The sequence below is a fragment of the Pseudomonas brenneri genome, from assembly GCF_007858285.1.
Classification (GTDB): Bacteria; Pseudomonadota; Gammaproteobacteria; order Pseudomonadales; family Pseudomonadaceae; genus Aquipseudomonas; species Aquipseudomonas brenneri.
The window spans coordinates 58,028-81,761 of sequence record NZ_VFIL01000018.1 but is presented as its reverse complement, the minus strand read 5'-3'; the positions used below and the strand labels follow the sequence as shown (position 1 = coordinate 81,761).

Here is a 23,734-nt window from a genome sequence, read left to right as displayed (position 1 = left end):
GAGTACATCCACTACTACAACCATGACCGCATCAAGCTAAAGCTCAATGGCATGAGCCCTGTGAAATACAGGACTCATGCTGCTGAGGCTGCTAGCTGAAACTGTCCAACTTTTCGGGGGCAGTCCATTGGGCCGGTGCAAAAACCGTTGAACGGATTCACTTGCCAAGCTTGCGCAACTCATCCGACTCGACAACCCGTACCCCGTCCTGCTCCTCCAGCGCCAGGCGCCACATGGCCCGGGCCAGTTCGCACACTTCGATGCCGCGATACTTACCGGGAATCAGCCGCGACAACGGCCCTGCGAGCTTTTCCGCCAGCCGGGTTTCCAGGCGCTCGCCCAACAGCAGCGAAGGTCGCACGATGGTCAGTTGTGGCCAGCCCTGGGCTTTCAAGGCCTGCTCCATTTCGCCCTTGACGCGGTTATAAAACACCGAGGATTTCGGGTCGGCGCCAATCGCGCTGATCACGATCAGGTGCCGCGCTCCCATTTCCCGGGCACGCTTGCCGAACGCCACGACCATGTCCAGGTCGACGGCGCGGAAAGCCGCCTCCGACCCCGCCTTTTTCAGGGTGGTGCCCAGGCAGCAGAAGGCCAGATCTACCCGGCCGCTCAGTTGCGGCAGGAATACCGCCGGGTCGCCGACGGGGTTTTCCAGGTGCGGGTGCTCGGCCAGCGGGCGGCGGCTGGGTGCCAGTACGCGGGTGACGGTGGGCTCGTTGAGCAGGCGGTCCAGCAGATGTTCCCCGGTCAAGCCCGAGGCTCCGGCAAGCAATATATGCTGAGGCGTCAAGTACATGGTGTTTCCCCCCTTGATACAGTTTCAGCTTAGTTGCTCTTGGCTTCCTTGCTATTGATAGAGACGCTTTCCAGCGCCTTTCGTGCCTGCTGTTTACGTAATGATTGCCAGCGGGCGATGACGCTCTTGGGGGCCCAGATCTGCGGTTCGGAGGCTTCGAAATTGTCGGCCATCTCGCGTTCGGTCACATGCCGTTGCGCCAGCTTGAAGGCGTGCTGCAAGTCGTCGGTCTGGTTCAGGGCCTGGGCGAACAGGGCGTCGCCAAAGTAGGTGAAGTCGGCTTCTTCCGAGCAGCCAAACGACACGCGATCGGCGCGCGAGGCGGTCATGATCAGGGTGTGTTCGTCCTTGAGCGCCGGGATGAACCCACCGGAGTAGCACGCGGAAATAACAATGACCTTGTCGCGGTTTTTCAGCGGCGCCATCACGGCGGCCAGTTCGTCGCTCGGCAGGTCGGCCAGTTCCATGCGCGGTTGGTCGAGCACCAGTTGGTGCTCGTGGGTGCCATGGCTGGTCAGGTAGATAAACACCAGGTCTTCGGGGCCGGTGCGTTCGGCCAGGGTCAGTACGGCCCGGCGCAGGCTTTCGCGGGTCGCCATCGGGCGGTCGGCGATATGGTCGCGGTGGTTGACCAGGCGGATCTGGCCGCGCGCGCCGAAGCGACTGGCCAGCAGGTTGCTGACATAGTCGGCCTCGCGCAGAAATACGCTTTGCTTGCCGTCACCAGCCACCACCAGGCTGTACAGCTCGACAGCCGGGGTAGACGCCGGCACGGCCGCGAGGGCCTCATCGAGCAAGCGGCCCTGGGCCAGTACCCCGACTTCGAGGGTATCGGGCAACAGCTTGCCGTCGGCATCGCGCACGCGCAGGCCGTTGAGCCAGGTTCCGGCTTGCACGGTGCCGTCGGTGAGCACGAGGGTGCCCTGGCCCTGATAACTGTCGTTGTCGAAGCCGCCGACGTAGAAGCTGCCGTCGCTGAGGTTCAGGCGCCCTTCACCGGTAAAGCGCCAGTCACTGAATTGCCCGATGTAATGGCTGCCATCCACACCGGTCAGTTCGCCCTTGCCGCTCAGGGCGCCTTCGCGAAATTCACCGGTCCACACGTCGCCATCGGCGTTTTCATAACGGCCCTTGCCGTTGAGTTGGTTCTGCTTGAAGTGGCCGATGTACATGTCGCCTTCGGCACTGTTGAAGGTGCCGTTGCCTTCCAGTTGGCCGTTGACGAAGTGGCCGCTGAACTGGTTGCCACTGTCGTCGTTGCGCTGGCCTTCACCGTTGGGCTTGCCGTGGGCGAACAGCCCCTGGTATTGACTGCCGTCCGCCAGCTCCAGGCGCCCGAGGCCGGAATACTGGTCGTCCTTGAATTCGCCGCGATAGGTCATTTGCCCCTCTTTGAGGGTGCCTTCGCCATTGCGTCGGCCTTGCTTGAAGCCGCCGACGTAGGTGTTGGCCGCCGTGGTCAGGGTGCCCTGTCCATCAAACAGACCTTGCTGGAACTGCCCTTTATAGACTTCGCCGTTGCTGCCGTGCCATTCGCCCTGGCCGTGCCACTGGCCCTTGTCGAATTGCCCGGCGTACCAACTGCCATTGGGATAGTCCACCCGGCCCTGGCCTTGCAGCAGCCCATCGACCACATCCCCGCGATAACGCCCGCCGTCCGGCAGCCGTGCGTCGGGCGGCAACAGGGATTCGCCGTCGCCGCAAGCGGTGAGCAACAAGGCCAGAGCAAGGGGAACGATTGGGCGCATAGCGGGATCCGGATAATTGAGCGCCGAGTATGCCGCAGCGGGGGAAGCTATACCTAGTGGTCTGTGTGGTAATCAGGACTTGTCGGCGATGGCGTCGGCAAAAACGCCGTCGCCGGCAAGTCGGCTCCTACATGTGCATCAGACGAAGCAGAGTGACAACGACTCGGCGATATAGGCGGGTTTTTCCTGGCCGTCGATTTCCAGGGTGCAGGTCGCCTTGAGTAGCCACTGGCCAGGCTTTTTCTCGGTTGCGTCGGTGAGGGTCACCGCCAGGCGCACCTTGGAATTGACTTTAACCGGCTGGATAAACCGCACGCTGTCCAGGCCGTAGTTGACGGCCATCTTCAAGCCTTCAGGCATGATCAGGATGTCTTCGATCAGCTTGGGGATCAGCGACAACGACAGGAAGCCATGGGCAATGGTGCTGCCAAATGGGGTCTGGGCGGCTTTCACCGGGTCGACGTGGATGAACTGATAATCGCCGGTGGCTTCTGCGAACAGGTTGATACGCTCCTGGTCGATGGTGAGCCATGCGGAACGTCCCAGTTCCTTGCCGACATAATCATTGAGTTGCGCTACAGGTACGAAGGGCATTGCGACTCTCCTTGGTTCATCAATCTATTCCCCTGTAGGCGCGAGCTTGCTCGCGAAAAACCCAACGTCACCGCGTACTGCCTGGATGCCCGCGTTATCGTTGACGGCTTTCGCGAGCAAGCTCGCTCCTACAGGGGGTGGGTGTTGTTGTTTTCGGTGGATTACAGAGAACCAATGTAGATCATCATGGGCCAATGGTCCGGTCAACCCACCATGCTTTTGGCGAATGCCAGTTCATAGGGGCTGCATGCTTATAATGGCCAAGGGCTTTTGGAGGGAAGGCAGATGTTGTTACGCGGTTTGACTTGGCTGGTGTTGTTCCAATTGCTGGGCACGGCGATCAATCATTTGTTCCTGCCGGTCTTGCCGGGGCCGATTGTCGGCCTGCTGTTGCTGCTGGCGTATCTGGTGTGGCGCGGCGAAGTCGGCGAGCCGTTGAGCCTGGCGGCCAGCAGCCTGTTGCGTTACCTGCCGTTGCTGCTGGTGCCGCCGGCGGTGGGGGTGATGGTGTATGCCAAGGACATTGCTGCCGATTTCTGGGCCATCGTTGGCGCGCTGGTGTTATCGCTGGTGATCGCCATGGGCTTTGTCGGCGTGTTGATGCAAAAGCTGGTCAAGCGCCAGGCGCGGCGGGAGGAGGGGCAATGACCTTCGATTGGCAGGGCGCGTGGGCCGCGGTGATCCACCATCCTTTATTTGGCATCGGCATTACCCTGGGTGCCTATCAACTGGTGTTGGCGGGGTATGAAAAGACCCGCTGGATCTTCCTGCAACCGGTGCTGGTGTCGATGTTGCTGGTGATCGGCGTGTTGCTGGGTTGCGGGCTGACCTACGTCGAGTACCGCAAAAGCACCGAGATCATGAGCATCCTGCTGGGCCCGGCTACCGTGGCGCTGGCGGTGCCGCTGTATCTGAACCTGCGACGGATTCGTCAGCTGTTCTGGCCGATTTTTACTACGCTGGTGGTGGGTGGTGTGTTTGCCACCGGCCTGTGTGTGTGGCTGGGATGGTGGTTTGGTGCCGAACACATGGTGCTGATGACCATGGCGCCCAAGTCGGTGACCTCGCCCATCGCCATGCTGGTGGCCGAGCAGATCGGTGGCGTCGCGGCACTGGCGGCGGTGTTCGTGCTGATCACCGGGGTGATCGGTGCGATGATCGGGCCGGCCTACCTGTCGCGCCTGGGGGTACACAGCCCGGAGGCGCGGGGCATGGCCCTGGGCATGACCGCCCATGCTGTCGGCACCTCGGTGGCCTTGCAGGAAAGCGAGGAGTGCGGCGCCTTTGCCGCATTGGCGATGAGTTTGATGGGCGTGGCCACGGCAGTGTTCCTGCCACTGGCCGTGTCTTTGGCGATTTAAGTCGGGTTTAAGGAACGCTTTATGAGTCTGGCGCTGTTCCCTCTCAATACCGTGCTGTTTCCAGGCTGCACCCTCGACCTGCAACTGTTCGAGGCGCGCTACCTGGACATGATCGGCCGCTGCATGAAAAAGGGCGAAGGCTTCGGCGTGGTCTGCATCCTTGATGGCCAGGAAGTCGGCCTGGCACCCGATGGCTATGCAGTGATTGGTTGCGAAGCGCTGATTCGTGATTTCAAGCAGCAGGACAATGGCTTGCTGGGGATTCGGGTCGAGGGTGGGCGCAGGTTTCGGGTGCGCGAGGCGGATGTGCAGCGCGATCAACTGTTGGTAGCCGATGTCGAGTGGCTGGAAGACCTGCCCGAGCGCCCGTTGGACGAGGAGGATGCTGATTTGTTGGCGCTGCTTGAGGCCCTGGCGGAGCACCCGATGGTCGCCTCGCTGGACATGGGCGCCGATGCGCAGGGGCAGCAGGTGCTGGGCAACCGCCTTGCCTACCTGTTGCCGTTCACCGATGCCGACAAGATCGAGTTGCTGCAACTCGACGATCCCCAGCAGCGTCTGGATGCGATCCAGTTGCTGCTGGATGAGTTGCAGGGTGAACTGTTTCCCTGAGTCGGGTTGCCTCGGATTTATCCACGCAAGGTTCGGATTTTTCTTCGATGCCGGGTGCCCATCGCCTGAAATAGTGGAGCTTCAGCCACTACTGTCAGGGAATGAACATGATTCGATTGTCGCCATCGGAGCAGCCGATCTGGGATGCTTTTTTTGTCAGTGTGACCGCGCAATTGATTCAGCAGGCCGGCGATCGTGGCCCGGAGTACATTGCCGAGCGGGCTGCCGAAATCGCCGATGAGATGTTGTTCGAACGCCGGGAGCGCTGCTCTGAACGGCGTAGCGCTCCCGTGGACTGGGTCGGTCCGGCCTAGATCAGTAGGCGTAGCGCAGCAGGGCGTGGGTGGTCCCGGTCAGGGCAAAGAACCCCAGAACCGCCACGCATCCCGGCACGATCAGCCACCACACCTTTGGCGCCATGGGCGGTAGCGAGCTCTGGCGCTGGCTCAGCGTCAGGCTGAAGGCGCAAACCGTCATTGCTAGCAAGGTGCCAGCCAGGATATCGCTCGGCCAGTGCGCCCCCAGATACACCCGTGACAGTGCAATGGCGGCGGCCGGGATCGCTCCCAGCAGCAGCCAGGCCAGGCGCATGCGAATCGGTTGGTCGCGACCGGCCAGCACCGCCAGCGCGAGAAAGAACGCAAATGAGCCCGAGGCGTGACCGCTGGGCATGCTGAAGCTGGTCAGCGGGTCGACGAGGATTTCTGGTCGGCCACGGGCAAAGAACAGCTTGCTCCCGGTATTGATCAGCGCGGCGCCCAGCAGTGTGGCGCCGACAAAGATCCCCTGGCGCCATTGCCGTGCCAGGAACAGCAGGCCGGTCAGCACGGCGCTGGCGACGAACATCTTCTTGAACTCACCCAACTGCGTGATCATCACCATGACTCGGTCCATGGTTGGGCTGCGATGCTCCTGGACCAGGGCCATCAATCCCTGGTCAAAGTGGTTCAGGTACGGATAACCGATAAACATCGCAATCAACAAGGCCAGGCTGGCGCAGCCCACCCACAGCGTGGCCCGGCGGTGGCCGCGCAGGGTGCTGTTGAGGGCGATACCGAACAACACGGCCAGGCAGGCGGCAACCACCCCAGCCTCAGGCCAGAACCCTTCGGGCAGCGGCAGGCGGAACGCTGCACCTGCGGCCCAGCCAGGCAACAGGTAGGCGACCGACCAGCCGGCGGCGGCCAGCACGCTGACGGCAGCAAAGCGCGGGAATGGCATGTCGCACATCCCGGCGACCATGGGCAGCATGGGGCGCAGCGGGCCAATGAAGCGTCCTACCAGCAGGCTGACGATGCCGTACTTCTGAAAGTAGGCCTCGGCACCGTCCATCCATTCGGGATGATGACGCAGGCCGGGCAGGCGCCGGATATTCTGGTGGAAATGCCTCCCCAGATAGTAGGAAATCCCATCGCCCAGCAGCCCGCCGAGCAAGCCCAGCAGCAGGGTTTCGCCCAGGGACAACGCACCACTGCCGGCCAGTGCGGCAATGGCGAACAGCAACACCGTACCTGGCACGATAATCCCGGCAATGGCCAGGCACTCCACAAACGCGACGATAAACACCGCCGCCGCCAGCCATTGCGGGTTAAGGGTCAGCCAGCCAGTAATGCCATCGAGCCATGGGCCCATACAATCACTCCATCAATGGTCGTATCCTCTGTAGGGGCGAGCTTGCTCGCGAAAATCGCTAACGATAACGCGGGCATCCTGGATAAACCTGGCGCCTGGACGTTTTTCGCGAGCAAGCTCGCTCCTACAAGAGGACGCAGGTTTTCAAATCAAAACGTAGTCGCGGCCTTCGACCTGGCCGCGTCGCAACGGGTTCCGTGTGCAATACGCCGCATAGCCGGCGTCGACGAAGCGATACATCAAGTGTTCATCCCGCCCACCGGGAATGCCCAGGCGGGTGGTCTGGATAATCTGTGCGGGCGTAAGGTTCACATCCTCGACGTACAGTCGCTGCGGGTCGAAGCGCTTGGCGTCCCACATCGGCACCTTCAAACCCAAGGCCTTGCACAGCAGTGTTTGCCCGGCGCAGAGCTTCTGGGCCGGGCGCGGCCGGCCGCTGGCGTCAGGGTTGTTCAGCAGCATTTGCGCCAGGCTGCCCGGCCCTGAGACCTCATCCACCCACGGGTAGGCCGACTTGATCAGCACGGCATTGCCTGGCCCTTGGGCGCTGAAGTTCAGGGAGTCGCCACCACGGGCGTAGTACATATAGATGTGCCCGCCATCCAGAAACAAAGCCTTACGCTTTTCTGTGTAGCCGAGGGATGCATGGCTGCCTTTTTCGGCCAGGTAATAGGCCTCGGTTTCAATAATTCGCGCCGACAGCCACACATCGTCGACGCGATGGCGGATGACTTTGCCCAGCAAATCTTTCGCGAGCGTTTGCGCGTCGCGGTCGAAAAAGCCATCAGGCAGGGGGCTGGCGAGGATCTTGGGCGAAAAACTGGACATGACGGTTGACGGTTGCGCAGGCCAAATGTGACAGGATGATATCAACTCCAGGCTTAATCACCGCTGAACGTCGTCTTTTTGCAGTTCATTTCGACCATCCGCCCCTCACCGCTGTCCGTAGGACGGCGCGACAGCTATAATCTGCCGCTTTCCTCTTTGCCAAGACCTCCAGACCATGACTGAGTCCGTTCTTGACTACATGACCCGCCTGGGTCGCGCTGCCCGTCAGGCCTCGCGGTTGATCGCCCGTGCGAGCACTGCGCAGAAGAACCGTGCCCTGCTGGCTGCCGCCGACGCTCTGGATGCCTCGCGCTCCGAGCTGATCGCCGCCAACGAGCAGGACCTGGCCAATGGCCGGGCCAATGGTCTGGAACCGGCACTGCTCGATCGCCTGGCGCTGACGCCGGCACGTATCGACGACATGATCGAAGGCCTGCGTCAGGTGGCCAAGCTGCCTGACCCCATCGGTGAAATCCGCGACATGCGCTACCTGCCGTCCGGGATCCAGGTCGGCAAGATGCGCGTGCCCCTGGGTGTGATCGGCATCATTTATGAGTCGCGTCCGAACGTGACCATTGACGCTGCGAGCCTGTGCCTCAAGTCCGGCAACGCCACCATCCTGCGCGGCGGCTCCGAGGCCATCAACTCCAACCGCGCCATCGCCGCCTGCATCCAGCAAGGCCTGGCCGTGGCCGAGTTGCCGGCGCAAGTGGTGCAAGTGGTGGAAACCACCGACCGCGCCGCCGTTGGCGCGCTGATCACCATGCCTGAATTTGTCGACGTGATCGTGCCGCGCGGTGGCAAGAGCCTGATCGAGCGCGTCAGCCGCGATGCCAAGGTGCCGGTAATCAAGCATTTGGATGGCGTCTGCCACGTATATATCGACATTGCGGCCGATCTCGACAAGGCGATCCGCATTGCCGATAACGCCAAGACGCACCGCTACGCGCCGTGCAACACCATGGAAACCCTGTTGGTCCACGCCGGCATTGCCGAGCGCGTGTTGCCGCCATTGGCTGCGATCTATCGTGACAAGGGTGTTGAGCTGCGCGGCTGCGAGCGTACCCGGGCGTTGCTGGGCAGCGATGTGATCGAAGCCACCGAGCAGGATTGGTACACCGAGTACACCGCGCCGATCCTGTCGATTCGGATCGTTGATGACCTGGACCAGGCCATCGAGCACATCAATACCTACGGCTCCAAGCACACCGATGCGATTGTTTCCGAGCATTTCAGCGATGCCCGGCGTTTCCTCACCGAAGTGGACTCCGCGTCGGTGATGATCAACGCTTCGACACGCTTTGCCGATGGCTTTGAATATGGCCTGGGGGCGGAGATCGGTATTTCCACCGATAAGCTCCACGCCCGTGGCCCGGTTGGCCTGGAAGGCTTGACCAGCGAGAAGTACGTGGTCTTTGGCGATGGCCATGTGCGCACTTGATGGGTAAACGCATCGGGCTGCTCGGCGGTACCTTCGACCCCGTGCACATCGGCCATTTGCGCAGTGCCCTGGAAGTGGCGGATACCCTCGGGCTGGAAGAGCTGCGGCTGATCCCCAACGCCAGGCCGCCGCACCGGGATACACCGCAGGTCAGCGCGCAGGAGCGCCTGGCAATGGTGCAGTGCGCGGTGGCCGGGATTGCCCCGTTGGTGGTGGACGACCGCGAGCTCAAGCGCGATAAACCGTCCTACACTATCGACACCCTGGAACAGACGCGGGCCGAGTTGGCCGCCGATGACCAGTTGTTTCTGCTTTTGGGCTGGGACGCATTTTGCGGCCTGCCCACTTGGCATCGCTGGGAAGAGTTGCTCCAGCATTGCCACATCCTGGTTTTGCAACGCCCGGATGCCGACAGCGAACCGCCGGATGCCTTGCGCAACCTGCTGGCAGCGCGGTCGGTAAGTGACCCACAGGCCCTGACCGGGCCGAGCGGGAATATTGCATTCGTCTGGCAGACCCCGCTTGCGGTGTCGGCCACCCAGATCCGTCAACTGCTGGCCAGCGGTAAGTCGGTACGTTTCCTGGTGCCTGACGCGGTCCTGGCCTACATCGATGCGCACGGGCTTTACCGTGCGTCGAACTGAAAAGGCGCGCTTGAAGGCACGAATAGTCGTGTATTGAAGCGCCCGAACTAATGAGCAAAACGAGTTTTATATGACGAACAAAGACGTAAGCAAAGTTAAGCGCAAAGGCACCTTCAAGAGCGCACCGTTGCCGGTGGAAGCCTTGCTGGTCCCGGCTCCTGAGGGTGAAGCGCTGGTAGCGCTGGCCGTCGCCGCCCTGGAAGACGTGAAGGCCCAGGACATCCAGGTCCTGGACGTGCGCGACAAGCAAAGCATCACCGACTTCATGATCATCGCCACCGGTACCTCCAACCGCCAGATCGGCGCGATGCTGGACAAGGTTCGCGAAGCCGTCAAAGCCCAGGGCGTCAAGCCATTGGGTGAAGAAGGCAAGGGCGACAGCGACTGGGTACTGGCTGACCTGGACACGGTGATCGTACACATGATGACCAGCAACGCCCGCCAGTTCTACGACCTGGAGCGCCTGTGGAAAGGTGCCGAGCAGAGCCGTGCCGCCGATGGCAAGCACCACAGCCCTGAAGTCGGCCACGCGCACTTCGACAAGCTCAACAAAGACCAGGAATAAGGAACGGCTGTGCGCTTGCGCCTGATCGCTGTCGGTTCACGCATGCCCAAGTGGGTGGAAGAAGGCTGGCATGAATATGCCAAGCGTCTGCCATCCGAACTGGCGCTGGAGCTGGTGGAAATACCGCTCAACACCCGGGGCAAGAACGCCGATGTGGCGCGCTTTATCCGTCAGGAAGGCGAGGCGATGCTGGCCAAGGTCGGTCCCAACGAGCGCATCGTCACCCTTGAGGTGCACGGCAAGCCCTGGAGCACCGAGCAGTTGGCGGTGGAACTGGATCGCTGGCGCCTGGATTCGCGCACGGTCAACTTCATGGTCGGCGGCCCCGAGGGGCTGGCGCCGGAAGTCTGCGCGCGGGCCGACCAGCGCTGGTCGCTGTCGCCCCTGACGCTGCCGCATCCGCTGGTACGGATCCTGATCGGTGAACAGCTGTATCGCGCCTGGACAGTCCTGTCCGGGCACCCTTATCACAAATAGTCTGCGCCCTGCCTGATGACCCAGCCGATCCGCATCAAGGACCACGAGAAAGACGCACGTCTTGTACGCGCGCGCGTGATCTTTGGCGCGATCGCGGTGGTGGTGCTGATGTGCGTGTTGATCGCCCGTCTGTATTACCTGCAGGTGATCCAGTACGAATATCACTCCACACTGTCGGAAAACAACCGGGTGCATGTGCAACCGATTCCGCCGACCCGTGGCTTGATTTTCGATCGCAATGGCGTGGTGATCGCCGATAACCGACCCAGTTTCAGCCTGAGCATGACCCGCGAGCGCTCCGGTGACTGGCAGCAGATCCTCGATGTGATTGTCGAGGTGCTGCAACTGACCCCGGAAGACCGGGTGATCTTCGAAAAGCGCATGAAACAGGGGCGGCGCCCGTTTGAACCGGTGCCGGTCCTGTTTGAACTGACTGAAGAGCAGATCGCCAGGATTGCGGTGAACCAGTTCCGCCTGCCGGGTGTAGAAGTGGTGGCGCAGTTGGTGCGCCATTACCCGCAAGGGGCGCACTTTGCCCACTCGGTTGGTTACATGGGGCGGATCAACGAAAAAGAGCTGAAAACCCTCGATCCGGTCAATTACAGCGGCACCCACCATATCGGCAAGACGGGTATCGAGCGTTTCTACGAGCCGGAACTGCACGGCCAGGTAGGTTACGAGGAAGTCGAGACCAACGCCCGTGGCCGCGTGCTGCGAGTGCTCAAGCGGACCGACCCGATACCCGGCAAGGACATTGTCCTGAGCCTGGATATCAAACTGCAGGAGGCCGCAGAAATGGCCCTTGGCGGCCGGCGTGGCGCGGTGGTCGCACTGGATCCGAATACCGGTGAGGTCCTGGCCATGGTCAGCCAGCCGAGTTTCGACCCCAACCTGTTTGTGACCGGGATCAGCTTCAAGGCCTATGCCGAGTTGCGCGACTCCATCGACCGGCCGCTGTTCAATCGGGTACTGCGCGGTCTGTATCCGCCGGGTTCGACCATCAAACCGGCGGTGGCGATTGCCGGCCTGGATGCTGGTGTGGTCACCGCTTCCAGCCGAGTCTACGATCCGGGTTACTACATGTTGCCCAACTACGATCACAAATACCGTAACTGGAACCGCACCGGCGACGGCTATGTGGACCTGGATACGGCGATCATGCGTTCCAACGATACCTACTTCTATGACCTGGCCCACAAGCTGGGGATCGATCGTTTGTCGACCTACATGGGCAAGTTCGGCCTCGGTCAGAAAGTGTCCCTGGACATGTTTGAAGAATCCCCAGGCCTGATGCCTTCCCGGGAATGGAAGCGTGCCACCCGTCGCCAGGCCTGGTTCCCTGGCGAGACCCTGATCCTGGGGATCGGCCAGGGCTACATGCAGGCCACGCCCTTGCAGCTGGCCCAGGCCACGGCGCTGGTGGCCAGCAAGGGCAAGTGGATTCGCCCGCACCTGGCCAAGACCATCGAGGGTGAAAAGCCGGTGGATGACAACCCGATCCCGGACATCATCCTGCGCGATCCATCCGACTGGGCCAAGGTCAACCACGGCATGCAACAAGTGATGCACGGCGCGCGGGGCACCGCGCGCAAGGCGGCTGCCGGTGCGCAGTACCGGATTGCCGGCAAGAGCGGTACCGCCCAGGTGGTCGCGATCAAGCAGGGCGAGAAATACGACCGCTCCAAGGTTCAGGAGCGCCATCGTGACCACGCCTTGTTCGTCGGTTTCGCCCCGGCCGACAACCCGAAAATCACCGTAGCGGTCATGGTCGAAAACGGTGAATCCGGTTCTGGTGTGGCCGCTCCGGTGGTGCGCCAGATCATGGACGCCTGGTTGCTGGATCAGGACGGCAAGCTCAAGCCTGAGTTTGCCAACCCTTCAAGCGCGGAGGCTACGGCCCGTGAAGAGTAATTTTGACCGCATCCTCTCCAGTGAAGATGTGATGCGTCGCCGCGCCACCTTGTTGCAGCGCATGCACATTGATGGCCCGTTGCTGATCCTGCTGCTGACCCTGGCGGCTGGCAGCCTGTTTGTCCTGTATTCGGCCAGCGGCAAGAACTGGGACCTGTTGATCAAACAGGCGTCGTCGTTCGGTCTGGGCCTGTTGTCGATGGTGGTCATCGCCCAGTTGGAACCGCGCTTCATGGCGCGCTGGGTGCCGCTGGGGTATGTCGCTGGCGTCCTGTTGCTGGTGGTGGTGGATGTCATGGGGCATAACGCCATGGGTGCCACCCGCTGGATCAATATTCCGGGGGTGATTCGCTTCCAGCCGTCGGAATTCATGAAGATCCTGATGCCGGCCACCATCGCCTGGTACCTGGCCAAGCGCACGTTGCCGCCGCAGCTCAAGCATGTAGGGATCAGCCTGATCCTGATCGGCATTCCGTTCATTCTGATTGTGCGCCAGCCGGACCTTGGCACCGGCCTGCTGATCCTTGCGGGTGGTGCGTTCGTGCTGTTCATGGGCGGCCTGCGCTGGCGCTGGATCGTCAGTGTGCTGGTGGCGGCCGTGCCGGTGGCGATCGCCATGTGGTTCTTCTTCATGCACGATTATCAGAAGCAGCGGGTGCTGACCTTCCTCGATCCTGAGAGCGATCCGTTGGGCACCGGCTGGAATATCATCCAGTCCAAGGCTGCCATCGGTTCCGGCGGGGTGTTTGGCAAGGGCTGGCTGCTCGGCACCCAGTCGCACCTGGACTTCCTGCCGGAAAGCCACACCGATTTTATTATCGCGGTGATGGGCGAAGAGTTCGGCCTGGTGGGCATTTGCGCGCTGCTGCTGATCTACTTGCTGTTGATCGGGCGCGGCCTGGTAATCACCGCGCAAGCGCAGACGTTGTTCGGCAAATTGCTGGCCGGTGCGCTGACAATGACTTTTTTTGTTTACGTTTTCGTCAACATCGGTATGGTCAGTGGCCTGCTGCCGGTGGTTGGGGTGCCGTTGCCGTTCATTAGCTACGGCGGAACTTCGCTGGTGACATTACTGTCAGCGTTTGGGGTTTTGATGTCGATCCATACCCATCGCAAGTGGATCGCACAGGTTTGAATAAGGTGAAGATGTCAATGCAAGCAATGCGCGGCTGGGCTGCTCGGTATGCGTCCTGTCTGGGCCTGTTGGGCGCCTTCGGCGTTTCACCGCAGGCCTTGGCCGGCGATTACGACGGCTCGCCCCAGGTCGCCGAATTTGTCGGCGAGATGACGCGTGACTATGGTTTCGCCGGCGAACAACTGATGGGCGTGTTCCGCGAGGCCCAGCGCAAGCAGGCGATCCTCGACGCCATCTCCCGGCCCGCCGAGCGCGTCAAACAGTGGAAGGAATATCGCCCGATGTTCCTCACCGACGCCCGGGTGGCGCGGGGTGTGGACTTCTGGCGCCAGCACGAGGCCGTGCTGGCTCGCGCCGAGAAAGAATACGGCGTGCCGGCCCAGGTGATCGTGTCGATCATCGGCGTTGAAACCTTTTATGGGCGCAATACCGGCAGTTATCGAGTGATCGATGCCTTGTCGACCCTGGGCTTCGATTACCCGCCCCGCGCCGAATTCTTCCGCAAGGAACTGCGTGAGTTCCTGCTGCTGGCCCGTGAAGAGCAGGTCGACCCATTGACCCTCAAGGGTTCCTACGCCGGGGCCATGGGCTTGCCACAGTTCATGCCCAGCAGCTTTCGCGCCTACGCCGTGGATTTTGACGGTGATGGCCACATCAATATCTGGAGCAATCCCGATGATGCCATTGGCAGCGTTGCCAGTTACTTCAAGCGTCATGGCTGGGTAGGTGGCGAACCGGTGGTGATCCGTGCGGATGTCACGGGGGATCGCGCCGATGAAGGCCTGACCCAGGGTATCGAACCGGTGAAAACCGTCGGGGAGTTGCGAGCGCTGGGCTGGTCAAGTCATGATGCGCTGCGCGATGATATGCCGGTTACTGCCTTCCGCCTGGAAGGCGCCGATGGCCCTGAATACTGGATGGGCCTGAAGAATTTTTACGCAATCACGCGTTATAACCGTAGTGTGATGTACGCCATGGCCGTGCATCAGCTGTCAGACATGCTGGTTCAAGCACGGGGCGTCAAGTAATGCGGGTATCGCCAATCAATAAACCGCTCAAGCTGGTGGCGCTGGCCGCATTGTCCTTGCTGGTTGTCAGTTGTTCCACCAGCCGTGCGCCGACGCAGAAGGCCGCTGGCCCGGTAGTCCGCGCGCAGCCTGGGCTGGATATCAACCGGGCCCACAAGGACGGCGCGCCGTGGTGGGACGTCGACGTCTCGCGTATCCCGGATGCCACGCCGACCCTGCATACCGGCAACTATAAGGCCAACCCCTACACGGTACTGGGCAAGACCTACTTCCCGCTGCAAGAGTCCAAGAACTACGTGCAGTCGGGCACGGCGTCCTGGTACGGCACCAAGTTCCACGGCCAGAACACCGCCAACGGCGAGGTGTACGACCTGTACGGCATGAGCGCGGCGCACAAGACCTTGCCGCTGCCGGCCTACGTACGGGTGACCAACCTGGACAACAACCGCGTGGTGATCCTGCGGGTCAACGACCGTGGGCCGTTCTATTCCGACCGAATCATCGACTTGTCCTACGCTGCCGCGAAAAAACTCGGCTATGCCGAATCCGGCACGGCGCGGGTCAAGGTCGAAGGCATCGACCCAGCCCAATACTGGGCGCAGCGCGGCAAGCCGGCGCCGTTGATGCTCAACGAACCACAAAGCGCACAGCCGCAGATCACCGCCTCGGCGGGCAAGGTCGAACAGTGGACGCCGCCGCCCCAGCAACACGCTGCGCCAGTCGTGGCCGTGCCACAGGCGGCGCCGGGCAGTGCAGCGGGCGGGCAGTACCTGCAAGTCGGCGCTTTCGCCAACCCGGATGCGGCAGAACTGTTAAGGTCCAAGCTCAGCGGGATGGTCAGCGCGCCGGTATTTATCAGCTCCATCGTGCGTAACCAGCAGACCTTGCACCGGGTACGCCTGGGCCCTATCGGCTCGGCGGGCGAAATTGCCCAAGTGCAGAACAGCGTGCGACTGGCCAACCTGGGTCAGCCCAGCGTGGTCAGCGCGGAATAAGTAGCGGATTGAGGTTCCAGGCACGCCTGGGTCCTGGTTGCAGGCTCTTTGGATAATAAAAACCCGAAGGCAAGGGTTGAGCTGGCAACTGAACACGCGACAGCCTGGCAACGGGTTGTCTGAATAGTTTTGCCCGCGAGGGCAAGTTTCCATAAGCAATTTCGAGAGACGGATGAACATCACCACCTTAGCCAAACGCCTGTGCCTGCTTGTCCCGCTGATCATCGCGCCCGCTGCCTGGGCCGTCGAAATGATGCCAGCGCCACCGCAACTGGCTGCCAAGTCCTACGTGCTCATGGATGCCGCCAGCGGCAACGTGCTGGTCGAAAACAACGGTGACCAGCGCCTGCCGCCGGCCAGCCTGACCAAGCTGATGACCGCCTACATCGCGACCCTGGAAATCCGTCGCGGCCAGATCGGTGAAAACGATCCGGTGACCGTCAGCGAAAACGCCTGGCGTACCGGTGGTTCGCGGATGTTCATCAAGGTCGGCTCCCAGGTGACTGTCAGCGACCTGCTGCACGGCATCATCATCCAGTCCGGCAACGACGCCAGCGTCGCCCTGGCCGAGCACATCGCCGGCAGCGAAGATGCATTCGCCGACATGATGAACAAAACCGTGACTGACCTGGGCATGACCAACAGCCACTTCATGAACCCGACCGGCCTGCCAAACCCAGACCACTACTCGTCGGCCCATGACATGGCGATCCTGGCCCGCGCGATCATTCGCGTCGACCCAGTGCACTACGCCATCTACTCCCAGAAAGAGTTCTTCTGGAACAACATCAAGCAACCTAACCGCAACCTGTTGCTGTGGCGCGACAAGACCGTCGACGGCCTGAAAACCGGCCACACCGACGAAGCGGGCTACTGCATGGTGTCCTCGGCAGTACGTGACGGCCAACGCCTGATTGCCGTGGTGTTCGGCACCAACAGCGAGCAGGCACGTGCGGCTGAAACCCAGAAGCTTTTGACCTACGGTTTCCGCTTCTTCGAAACCCAGACCTTCTACCAGAAGGGCGCTGAACTGGCCCAGGCTCCGGTCTGGAAAGGCACCGAGCGTCAAGTCAAGGCCGGCCTGGCTGATGACCTGACCCTGACCATGCCTAAAGGCCAGCTCAAGAAACTGGCTGCCAGCATGACCATGAACCCACAACTGACCGCGCCAATCGCCAAGGGCGATGTGATCGGTAAAGTCGAAGTGAAGCTGGACGACAAAGTCGTACACAGTGCCGATCTGATCGCACTCGACGCTGTTGAGGAAGGTGGTATCTTCCGCCGCGTGTGGGATAGCATCCGTCTATTCTTCTACGGCTTGTTCAACTGATTGTGTGCACCCGCAAAGCCCCGCGTTGATCCGACGCGGGGCTTTGCTCGTCGCCACGGCTTACCGCTTACGAGGCCGTTACGCCATGACCGATAAAGAAGTAAAGGCGCCAAAGATCGAATTCCCGGTGGTGGACTATCCCATCAAGGTGATCAGCGATACCGGTGTCGGCCGCAAAGACCTGATCCTCGAAATCGTGCGCAAGCACGCTACGATCAACGATCAGCGCGTGGATGAGCGATCCAGCTCTACCGGCAAATACACCACGATCCAGTTGCACATCGTTGCGACTGATCAAGACCAGCTCTACAACATCAACAGTGAACTGCGGGCCACCGGCTTCGTGCATATGGTGTTGTGATGTCACAGGTCCTGGGCTTTCGCGAGCTCGGCCAGATGGCCTACGAGCCGGTCTGGCATGCGATGCAACGGTTCACCAACGAGCGCGGCACTTCGGCTCCTGATGAAATCTGGCTGGTGGAACACCCGCCGGTATTCACCCAGGGGCAGGCTGGCAAGGCTGAGCATCTGCTACTTCCGGGTGATATTCCGGTGGTGCAGGTCGACCGAGGTGGCCAAGTGACTTACCATGGCCCCGGGCAACTGGTGGCCTATCTGCTATTGGATGTGCGCAAGCTGGGGTTTGGCGTGCGTGATCTGGTCAGTCGCATGGAAACCTGCCTGATCGAGCTATTGGCCAGCTACGGCGTAACCGCGGCAGCCAAGCCCGACGCTCCAGGTGTTTATGTCGACGGCGCGAAAATCGCCTCCCTGGGCCTGCGCATCCGCCATGGCTGTTCCTTTCATGGCTTGGCCCTGAACGTGGACATGGACCTGGCGCCGTTTCGCCGGATCAATCCCTGTGGTTACGCCGGTTTGGCCATGACCCAGTTGAGCGATCACGCAACACCTATAGAATTTGCCGAGGTAAGTGCCCGGCTGCGCGCGCAGCTCGTCAAACACCTCGACTATGCTGAGCAGACGACCCTGACGGGCGGAATCGACTGATATGACTACTGATGTTGTGCAAACCATGATCCCGACGCTGGACATTACCGACCGTCCGGCCCCGGCTCCGCGTGCCAAGGTGGAAGCCGGCGTCAAGCTGCGCGGCGCCGAGAAGGTTGCACGCATCCCGGTGAAGATCATCCCGACCACCGAACTGCCGAAAAAGCCCGACTGGATCCGCGTGCGCATCCCGGTCTCGCCGGAAGTCGACCGCATCAAGGCCCTGCTGCGCAAACACAAGCTGCACAGCGTGTGTGAAGAAGCCTCTTGCCCGAACCTGGGTGAGTGTTTCTCCGGCGGCACCGCGACGTTCATGATCATGGGTGACATCTGCACCCGTCGTTGCCCGTTCTGCGACGTTGGCCACGGCCGGCCCAAGCCTTTGGACGTCAACGAGCCAGAAAGCCTGGCCATCGCCATTGCCGACCTGAAACTCAAGTACGTGGTGATCACCTCGGTAGACCGCGACGACCTGCGTGACGGCGGTGCCCAGCACTTTGCCGACTGCATCCGCGAAATCCGCAAACTGTCGCCGAACGTGATGCTCGAAACCCTGGTCCCTGACTACCGTGGCCGGATGGACGTGGCGCTGGAAATCACCGCCGCCGAGCCGCCAGATGTGTTCAACCACAACCTGGAAACCGTGCCACGCCTGTACAAGGCCGCGCGTCCGGGCTCGGACTACCAGTGGTCGCTGACCCTGCTGCAGAAATTCAAGCAGATGATGCCGCACATCCCGACCAAATCCGGCCTGATGCTGGGCCTGGGCGAAACCGACGAAGAAGTGATCGAAGTCATGAAGCGCATGCGCGAACACGACATCGACATGCTGACCCTCGGCCAATACCTGCAACCGTCGCGCAGTCACTTGCCGGTGCAGCGTTTCGTGCACCCGGACACCTTTGCCTGGTTTGCCGAAGAAGGCTACAAGATGGGCTTCAAGAACGTTGCGTCGGGCCCGCTGGTACGTTCGTCGTACCACGCCGACGAACAGGCCAAGCTGGTCAAGGCGAGCCTGGTTTCGTAAGCCGCACCGCAGAATCAATGTGGAATGCGGGCTTGTGTGGGAGCGGGCTTGTTCGCGAAGGCGCAGTATCAGTCACTTGATCCATTGACTGATACTGCGCCTTCGCGAACAAGCCCGCTCCCACATTGGGTTCTGCGTTACAGATAGGGAGAACATGGATGACCGCTCAACCGAGTGCCGTCGTACCCGCGTTGCGAGTTGAAGGCACTATCGGCCTGATCGCCCCCGCCGGCCCCGCCGCGCTGGATGTGGAAAAGGCCGGGCAATGGATGCGTACCCGTGGCTACGAGCTGCGGATCTTCTCGGGGGTGTATGAGCGCGACGGCTACCTGGCCGGCAGCGACAAAGTACGCCTGCGTGACCTGCATGCGGCCTTCGCCGACCCCGATATCGACGCCATCTTCTGCCTGCGCGGTGGCTACGGCACCCCGCGCTTGCTCGACGGTGTGGATTTTGCCCTGCTGGCCGCCAACCCCAAGCCTTTCGTCGGCTACAGCGATATCACCGCGCTGCACCTGGCGATCAGCCGCTACGCCGGTTTTGTGACCTTCCACGGGCCGATGCTCAATGCCGACCTGCTCGGTGATAAGCAACAGCCCACCGAATCATCGCTGTTCAGCCTGCTGCGTGGGCAACTAGGGGCTGGCAGTGTGCTGGTGCACCCGGTGGCCTACCCGCTGACCACCATTGAGCCTGGCATCGCCTGCGGGCGCCTGCTGGGGGGTAACCTGTCAATGATCGCGGCCGTGATGGGTACACCGTTCGAAATCGATGCCGAGGGCATCATTCTGTTTATCGAAGACGTCAACGAGCCGATCTACCGCATCGACCGCCTGCTGACGCACTTGCGCCTGGCGGGCAAGTTGGCACAGGTTCACGGTGTGCTGGTGGGGGATGTGGCGGGGGTGGATAGCGATGCACTGGAGCGGCTGTTGAAGCAGACCTTCGAGCCGTTGTGCATCCCGGTCCTGGCTGGCTGGCGCAGCGGCCATTGCGACCCGAACCTGACCTTGCCGATGGGCGCCTTGGTGCGACTGGATGCGGGGGAGCAGCGGTTAGTGCTGGAGCAGGATGTGGTGTTCAAACCCTGAGTATTTAGTCGTATGTCAGGCCGTTATCGCGAGCAAGCCTGCATTTGCCCCTGTGGGAGCGGGCTTGCTCGCGAAGGCGGTAGCCGCCTTACGCAGTTCTAGCGGTTCTGCAAGGATTCCAGCAACTTCACCGTCGGATACCCATCCGCCGGCCAGCCCAACGACTGCTGCGCCGCACGAATCGCCTTGCGCGTATTGGCACCGATAATCCCATCCGGGTTGCCAGCGTCATAGCCCTTGGCGCTCAACACCGTCTGCAACTCGATACGCTGGGAGCGGGTCAGTGGCAGTTCGTCCGTTGGCCAATCCCCGCGAATCACCCCGCCACCGCCAAAGCGCTCGGACAACAGGCCGACCGCCAGGGCGTAGGACGACGAGTTGTTGTACTTGAGGATTGCGCGGAAGTTATCCAGCACCAGGAACGCCGGGCCACGATGGCCGGCCGGCAGCAGCAGGGCGGCGGACAGCGCCTCGACATTGGGCGGGACGCTGGCACCGGCCGGCACCTGCAGCCCGAGTTTCAACCATTCGCCCACTGGCTTGCGCACTACGCCATCAGCCAGGGCGTAGTCGAAGTTTGCCGGCAATTGCTGTACCTCAAAGCCCCACGGCTGGCCTTTCTGCCAGCCGGAGCTTTGCAGGTAGTGCGCGGTGGAGGCGAGGGCGTCGGCGGAACTGTTCCAGATGTCGCGGCGTCCGTCACCGTCGAAGTCCACCGCGTGGGTGTTGTAGGTGGTCGGAATGAATTGGGTCTGGCCCATGGCACCGGCCCAGGAGCCGCGCATCTGCTCGGCCGGGATATCACCGTGCTGGATGATTTGCAGCGCGGCCAGCAATTGCGCCTGGGCGAATGCCGGGCGACGGCCTTCGTAGGCCAGGGTCGCCAGGGAGCGGATCACCGAATTGTTGCCCTGGAACGAGCCGAAGTTGCTTTCCATGCCCCAGACCGAGACCAATACCTGGCGATCCACGCCGTAGCGTTGTTCGATGCTTTGCAGGATATCGGCATGCTTGATCAGCAAGGCCTGGCCGTTACGCACGCGCAGCGCCGACAAGGCGCCGTTGAGGTATTCCCACACCGGCCGGGAAAACTCCGGCTGGCTGCGGTCGGCACGGATGACTGCCATATCGGGGGTGACGTTGGCGAAGGCGCTGTCGAACACTGCAGGCGTAATGCCGGCTTTCAGGGCTTCGACGCGAAAACCTGCCTGCCATTCGGCGAAGGTCTGGGTCGGTTGGATATCAAGATTGGTCACGGCCAGGGGCGCAACTACGGCGGGTGCGGCAACCGGTACGGGCTGGAACGTAGGCAGGGGCTGAGCGTCGGCGGCGGTGGGTTTTTCGGCGCAGGCGACTAACAGGATCAGGCTGGAGGCAGCAATCAATTGGCGAAGGTGCCAACGACGGGAAAGACTAGAGGGCATGCACAGGTCCAGGAAATACGAATCAGGTGCAGACCTTATCATGCCAGAGGGGCGCTTGCCTTCAGGCAGCCAGAAAGTAAGAAGCCTCCCAGCTATTAGACTGGAAGGCTTCGCGGCGGTAGCTGCCTTTGCCTTTGCCGGCTCGTTCCTGGCGACTGCGGAACAACGGCTGGGCAATGAGGGATTTGGCCTTGTTGGGGCCATGCTTGGATGGCTTTTTGCTCATGATCGGTACTCTCCGATGGGTGGGTAATGCGCTGCGAATCATCTGCCGAAGTTTGCCGGCTGTCCAGCCCGGCGCGATGTAGGAAATGGCCTCGGTTTGAATGTGAAATGCCGGCTTGTGTTGTTCTGGATAATTGATTATTCGGCGGGGAGTGCCAGGCGCTGGCCAGACATAAGCAGCGACAAACGGCTCAAGCTCATCCACGGCGACCCGGCAGCCTGGCCCTTGATTTGTGCATCGATGCGCTGGGCTTCGAGCAACAATTGCGCCCAGCGTTGCGCCGAGTGCCGTTGCAGGGCCTTGCTCATCAGTGGCTTGCGCTTGTCCCACACGGGTGGTCGGGCCTGGCTGAAGCATTTGTCCAGTGGCGTGCCTTGGCTGTATTGCAGGGCAATATTGGCCAGTACGCGCAGTTCGCGGGCCAGGGCCCAGAGAATCACGGGCGGTTCCACGCCTTCGCCGCGCAGCCCTTCGAGCATGCGCAAGGCATGTGCCGGTTCGCCATTGAGAATCGCGTCGACCAACCCGAATACGTCAAACCGCGCACTGTCGGCCACCGCACCTTGCACGGTTTCGACGGTAATCTGCCCGTCTTCGGCCATCAGCTTGAGCTTTTCGATTTCCTGGGCGGCGGCCAGCAGGTTGCCTTCGACCCGAGCTGCAATCAGCTCGACAGCATCTTGGGTGGCAGACAGCCCGGCTTGCGACAGGCGCTGACGAATCCATTGCGGCAACTGGTTGCTGTCGACCGGCCAGATCTGGATGAACTGGGTTTGTGCCCCTTCCACCAGCGCCTTGCCCCATTTGGTCTTCTGCGCACTGCCATCGAGCTTGGGCAAGCTGATCAGCAACAGTGTGTCCTCGGCAGGGCGAGCACAGTATTCCATCAGGGCTGCCGCGCCTTTGTCGCCGGGCTTGCCCGAGGGCAGGCGCAATTCCAACAGGCGTTTTTCGGCAAATAGCGACATGCTGGCCCCGGCCTGGAGCAGGGTGCCCCAGTCGAAGCTGGCGTCGGCGCTGAATACCTGGCGTTCATCAAAGCCTTGCTGGCGCGCAGCCTGGCGAATGGCGTCGGCGGCTTCCTGGCACAACAGCGGGTCATCGCCGCTGACGATGTACACAGGCGCAAGACTGCCTTGCAGGTGTTTGGCGAGTTGGGCGGGGGCGAGTTTCATAGGCTGGATGGACGGGGCGCATGACGCGCCCCGTCTGGTTTACTCGGCAGGGACTTCAACAGGCGATTGCTTGGGGATGCTGTTTTCATAGTCCTGCGCGGCTTTCAGCGCTTCGGCATCCGCCTTGGCCTTGGCATCGGCAGTCTGCTGCAGGGCATCCAGTTGGGCCGGGCTGATCATCTGCAGGCGCAGGACCATACGCTGGACCAGGTCGCGGCGCATTTCATTGCGCACCTGGTTGACCTCGGTATCCGAACCGACCAGGTTGTTACCGTCATGTGTCACGACTTTCTGCACTTGCAGCTTGTCGCTGATCAGTGGCAACTGGTCGTGACCCTGGATCTGGAACATGAGCACGCTGCTCATTTCGATGTCCGAAGAGCGGCCGGCACTGGCGTAGCTGATATTACGCTGGGTTTCTTTCTCGTCGACCAGCACCAGTTTGTAAGCTGCCCCTGGATAGACTTTGACGCCGCTGTTTTCCAGGGTTTGACGCAGCTGAGTCACGGTTTCGCCATAGGCGTTGCGTGCGCTGACATCCAGTTCCTTGATCGCCAGTTCAGTGGTGCCGGTGCCGCGCAGCTGGAAGCCGCAAGCGCTCAACAATACGGCAAGGCCCATAACCAGCAGGTTGCGTTTGATCATTTTATTGCTCCCCTTGAAACCATGTGGGCCTTATCGAG

General features: G+C 61.5%; 27 protein-coding genes. 18 read left to right on the top strand and 9 right to left on the bottom strand.

Annotated features, from left to right (window positions below; all coding sequences use genetic code 11):
- On the top strand, positions 1–99 hold a 99-nt coding region (locus FJD34_RS26940), incomplete at its 5' end, for an IS3 family transposase (RefSeq protein WP_146552254.1).
- Positions 100–157: 58 nt separating this feature from the next.
- On the opposite strand, the gene FJD34_RS26935 is transcribed toward FJD34_RS26940, so the two are convergent.
- The 3 genes from FJD34_RS26935 to FJD34_RS26925 all read right to left on the bottom strand — a co-directional run bounded on the left by FJD34_RS26935 (position 158) and on the right by FJD34_RS26925 (position 3,141).
- A complete protein-coding gene (locus tag FJD34_RS26935) occupies positions 158–799 on the bottom strand; it encodes an oxidoreductase (RefSeq protein ID WP_090292147.1) in 642 nt (213 codons plus the stop codon).
- A 29-nt stretch (positions 800–828) separates the two neighbouring features.
- Positions 829–2,547 (bottom strand): C13 family peptidase, encoded by a 1,719-nt coding sequence (locus tag FJD34_RS26930; RefSeq protein WP_065942794.1) that lies wholly within the window; start codon positions 2,545–2,547, stop codon positions 829–831.
- A 138-nt stretch (positions 2,548–2,685) separates the two neighbouring features.
- On the bottom strand, positions 2,686–3,141 hold the full coding sequence (locus FJD34_RS26925) for a MaoC family dehydratase (RefSeq protein ID WP_032861675.1): 456 nt from the start codon (positions 3,139–3,141) through the stop codon (positions 2,686–2,688).
- Between the two features lie 285 nt (positions 3,142–3,426).
- Here FJD34_RS26925 and FJD34_RS26915 point away from each other — a divergent pair, with 285 nt between their 5' ends.
- From FJD34_RS26915 to FJD34_RS26900, 4 genes are all read left to right on the top strand, one after another.
- Complete coding sequence (locus tag FJD34_RS26915; protein ID WP_032861676.1) at positions 3,427–3,789, top strand: CidA/LrgA family protein; 363 nt, start codon at positions 3,427–3,429, stop codon at positions 3,787–3,789.
- The gene (locus FJD34_RS26910; RefSeq protein WP_065942795.1) at positions 3,786–4,502 is read left to right on the top strand and encodes an LrgB family protein; all 717 of its coding nucleotides are present in this window, start codon (positions 3,786–3,788) and stop codon (positions 4,500–4,502) included. The genes FJD34_RS26915 and FJD34_RS26910 overlap by 4 nt, the downstream gene beginning before the upstream one ends.
- A 21-nt stretch (positions 4,503–4,523) precedes the next feature.
- On the top strand, positions 4,524–5,114 hold the full coding sequence (locus tag FJD34_RS26905; protein WP_032861680.1) for an LON peptidase substrate-binding domain-containing protein: 591 nt from the start codon (positions 4,524–4,526) through the stop codon (positions 5,112–5,114).
- Positions 5,115–5,221: 107 nt separating this feature from the next.
- Positions 5,222–5,428: a hypothetical protein gene (locus FJD34_RS26900; protein ID WP_032861949.1), complete on the top strand. Its 207-nt coding sequence runs from the start codon at positions 5,222–5,224 to the stop codon at positions 5,426–5,428.
- A 1-nt stretch (position 5,429) separates the two neighbouring features.
- Here FJD34_RS26900 and FJD34_RS26895 read toward each other — a convergent pair whose 3' ends face one another.
- Positions 5,430–6,746 (bottom strand): bifunctional DedA family/phosphatase PAP2 family protein, encoded by a 1,317-nt coding sequence (locus FJD34_RS26895; protein WP_032861681.1) that lies wholly within the window; start codon positions 6,744–6,746, stop codon positions 5,430–5,432.
- 144 nt (positions 6,747–6,890) lie between these two features.
- Positions 6,891–7,574, bottom strand: a complete 684-nt coding sequence (locus tag FJD34_RS26890; protein WP_090292145.1) for a DNA-3-methyladenine glycosylase — start codon at positions 7,572–7,574, stop codon at positions 6,891–6,893.
- 175 nt (positions 7,575–7,749) lie between these two features.
- Here FJD34_RS26890 and FJD34_RS26885 point away from each other — a divergent pair, with 175 nt between their 5' ends.
- From FJD34_RS26885 to FJD34_RS26825, 13 genes are all read left to right on the top strand, one after another.
- Positions 7,750–9,015: a glutamate-5-semialdehyde dehydrogenase gene (locus tag FJD34_RS26885; protein ID WP_090292144.1), complete on the top strand. Its 1,266-nt coding sequence runs from the start codon at positions 7,750–7,752 to the stop codon at positions 9,013–9,015.
- Positions 9,015–9,659: a nicotinate-nucleotide adenylyltransferase gene (gene nadD / locus FJD34_RS26880; protein WP_032861688.1), complete on the top strand. Its 645-nt coding sequence runs from the start codon at positions 9,015–9,017 to the stop codon at positions 9,657–9,659. Before FJD34_RS26885 ends, nadD begins: the two co-directional genes overlap by 1 nt.
- 70 nt (positions 9,660–9,729) lie before the next feature.
- Entirely contained in the window at positions 9,730–10,224 is a 495-nt protein-coding gene (rsfS, locus tag FJD34_RS26875; RefSeq protein ID WP_032861691.1) for a ribosome silencing factor, read from the top strand.
- A 9-nt stretch (positions 10,225–10,233) separates the two neighbouring features.
- The gene (gene rlmH, locus FJD34_RS26870) at positions 10,234–10,701 is read left to right on the top strand and encodes a 23S rRNA (pseudouridine(1915)-N(3))-methyltransferase RlmH (protein WP_003185785.1); all 468 of its coding nucleotides are present in this window, start codon (positions 10,234–10,236) and stop codon (positions 10,699–10,701) included.
- 15 nt (positions 10,702–10,716) lie between these two features.
- Positions 10,717–12,612 carry a penicillin-binding protein 2 gene (gene mrdA, locus FJD34_RS26865; RefSeq protein WP_032861694.1) on the top strand — a complete coding sequence of 632 codons (1,896 nt, stop codon included), beginning with the start codon at positions 10,717–10,719 and terminating at the stop codon, positions 12,610–12,612.
- 31 nt (positions 12,613–12,643) lie between these two features.
- Positions 12,644–13,747: a rod shape-determining protein RodA gene (rodA, locus tag FJD34_RS26860; protein ID WP_050593408.1), complete on the top strand. Its 1,104-nt coding sequence runs from the start codon at positions 12,644–12,646 to the stop codon at positions 13,745–13,747.
- 17 nt (positions 13,748–13,764) lie between these two features.
- On the top strand, positions 13,765–14,775 hold the full coding sequence (gene mltB / locus FJD34_RS26855; RefSeq protein WP_032861698.1) for a lytic murein transglycosylase B: 1,011 nt from the start codon (positions 13,765–13,767) through the stop codon (positions 14,773–14,775).
- Positions 14,775–15,770, top strand: a complete 996-nt coding sequence (locus FJD34_RS26850; RefSeq protein WP_032861700.1) for a septal ring lytic transglycosylase RlpA family protein — start codon at positions 14,775–14,777, stop codon at positions 15,768–15,770. The genes mltB and FJD34_RS26850 overlap by 1 nt, the downstream gene beginning before the upstream one ends.
- Before the next feature lie 172 nt (positions 15,771–15,942).
- A complete protein-coding gene (locus tag FJD34_RS26845; protein WP_029292257.1) occupies positions 15,943–17,100 on the top strand; it encodes a D-alanyl-D-alanine carboxypeptidase family protein in 1,158 nt (385 codons plus the stop codon).
- 85 nt (positions 17,101–17,185) lie between these two features.
- A complete protein-coding gene (locus FJD34_RS26840; protein ID WP_015886061.1) occupies positions 17,186–17,461 on the top strand; it encodes a DUF493 domain-containing protein in 276 nt (91 codons plus the stop codon).
- Positions 17,461–18,108 (top strand): lipoyl(octanoyl) transferase LipB, encoded by a 648-nt coding sequence (gene lipB, locus FJD34_RS26835; RefSeq protein WP_032861701.1) that lies wholly within the window; start codon positions 17,461–17,463, stop codon positions 18,106–18,108. Before FJD34_RS26840 ends, lipB begins: the two co-directional genes overlap by 1 nt.
- A 25-nt stretch (positions 18,109–18,133) precedes the next feature.
- Complete coding sequence (lipA, locus tag FJD34_RS26830) at positions 18,134–19,135, top strand: lipoyl synthase (RefSeq protein WP_162237654.1); 1,002 nt, start codon at positions 18,134–18,136, stop codon at positions 19,133–19,135.
- A 158-nt stretch (positions 19,136–19,293) separates the two neighbouring features.
- A complete protein-coding gene (locus FJD34_RS26825) occupies positions 19,294–20,226 on the top strand; it encodes a S66 peptidase family protein (RefSeq protein ID WP_090292142.1) in 933 nt (310 codons plus the stop codon).
- Positions 20,227–20,324: 98 nt separating this feature from the next.
- On the opposite strand, the gene FJD34_RS26820 is transcribed toward FJD34_RS26825, so the two are convergent.
- The 4 genes from FJD34_RS26820 to FJD34_RS26805 all read right to left on the bottom strand — a co-directional run bounded on the left by FJD34_RS26820 (position 20,325) and on the right by FJD34_RS26805 (position 23,696).
- Positions 20,325–21,650, bottom strand: coding sequence for a lytic murein transglycosylase (locus FJD34_RS26820; protein WP_032861704.1), 1,326 nt, complete (start codon positions 21,648–21,650; stop codon positions 20,325–20,327).
- A 61-nt stretch (positions 21,651–21,711) separates the two neighbouring features.
- Positions 21,712–21,876: an alternative ribosome rescue factor ArfA gene (gene arfA, locus FJD34_RS26815; protein ID WP_032861705.1), complete on the bottom strand. Its 165-nt coding sequence runs from the start codon at positions 21,874–21,876 to the stop codon at positions 21,712–21,714.
- 137 nt (positions 21,877–22,013) lie between these two features.
- Positions 22,014–23,051, bottom strand: coding sequence for a DNA polymerase III subunit delta (holA, locus tag FJD34_RS26810; RefSeq protein WP_032861707.1), 1,038 nt, complete (start codon positions 23,049–23,051; stop codon positions 22,014–22,016).
- Positions 23,052–23,090: 39 nt separating this feature from the next.
- The gene (locus FJD34_RS26805) at positions 23,091–23,696 is read right to left on the bottom strand and encodes an LPS-assembly lipoprotein LptE (protein WP_032861708.1); all 606 of its coding nucleotides are present in this window, start codon (positions 23,694–23,696) and stop codon (positions 23,091–23,093) included.
- Positions 23,697–23,734: the final 38 nt, after the last annotated feature.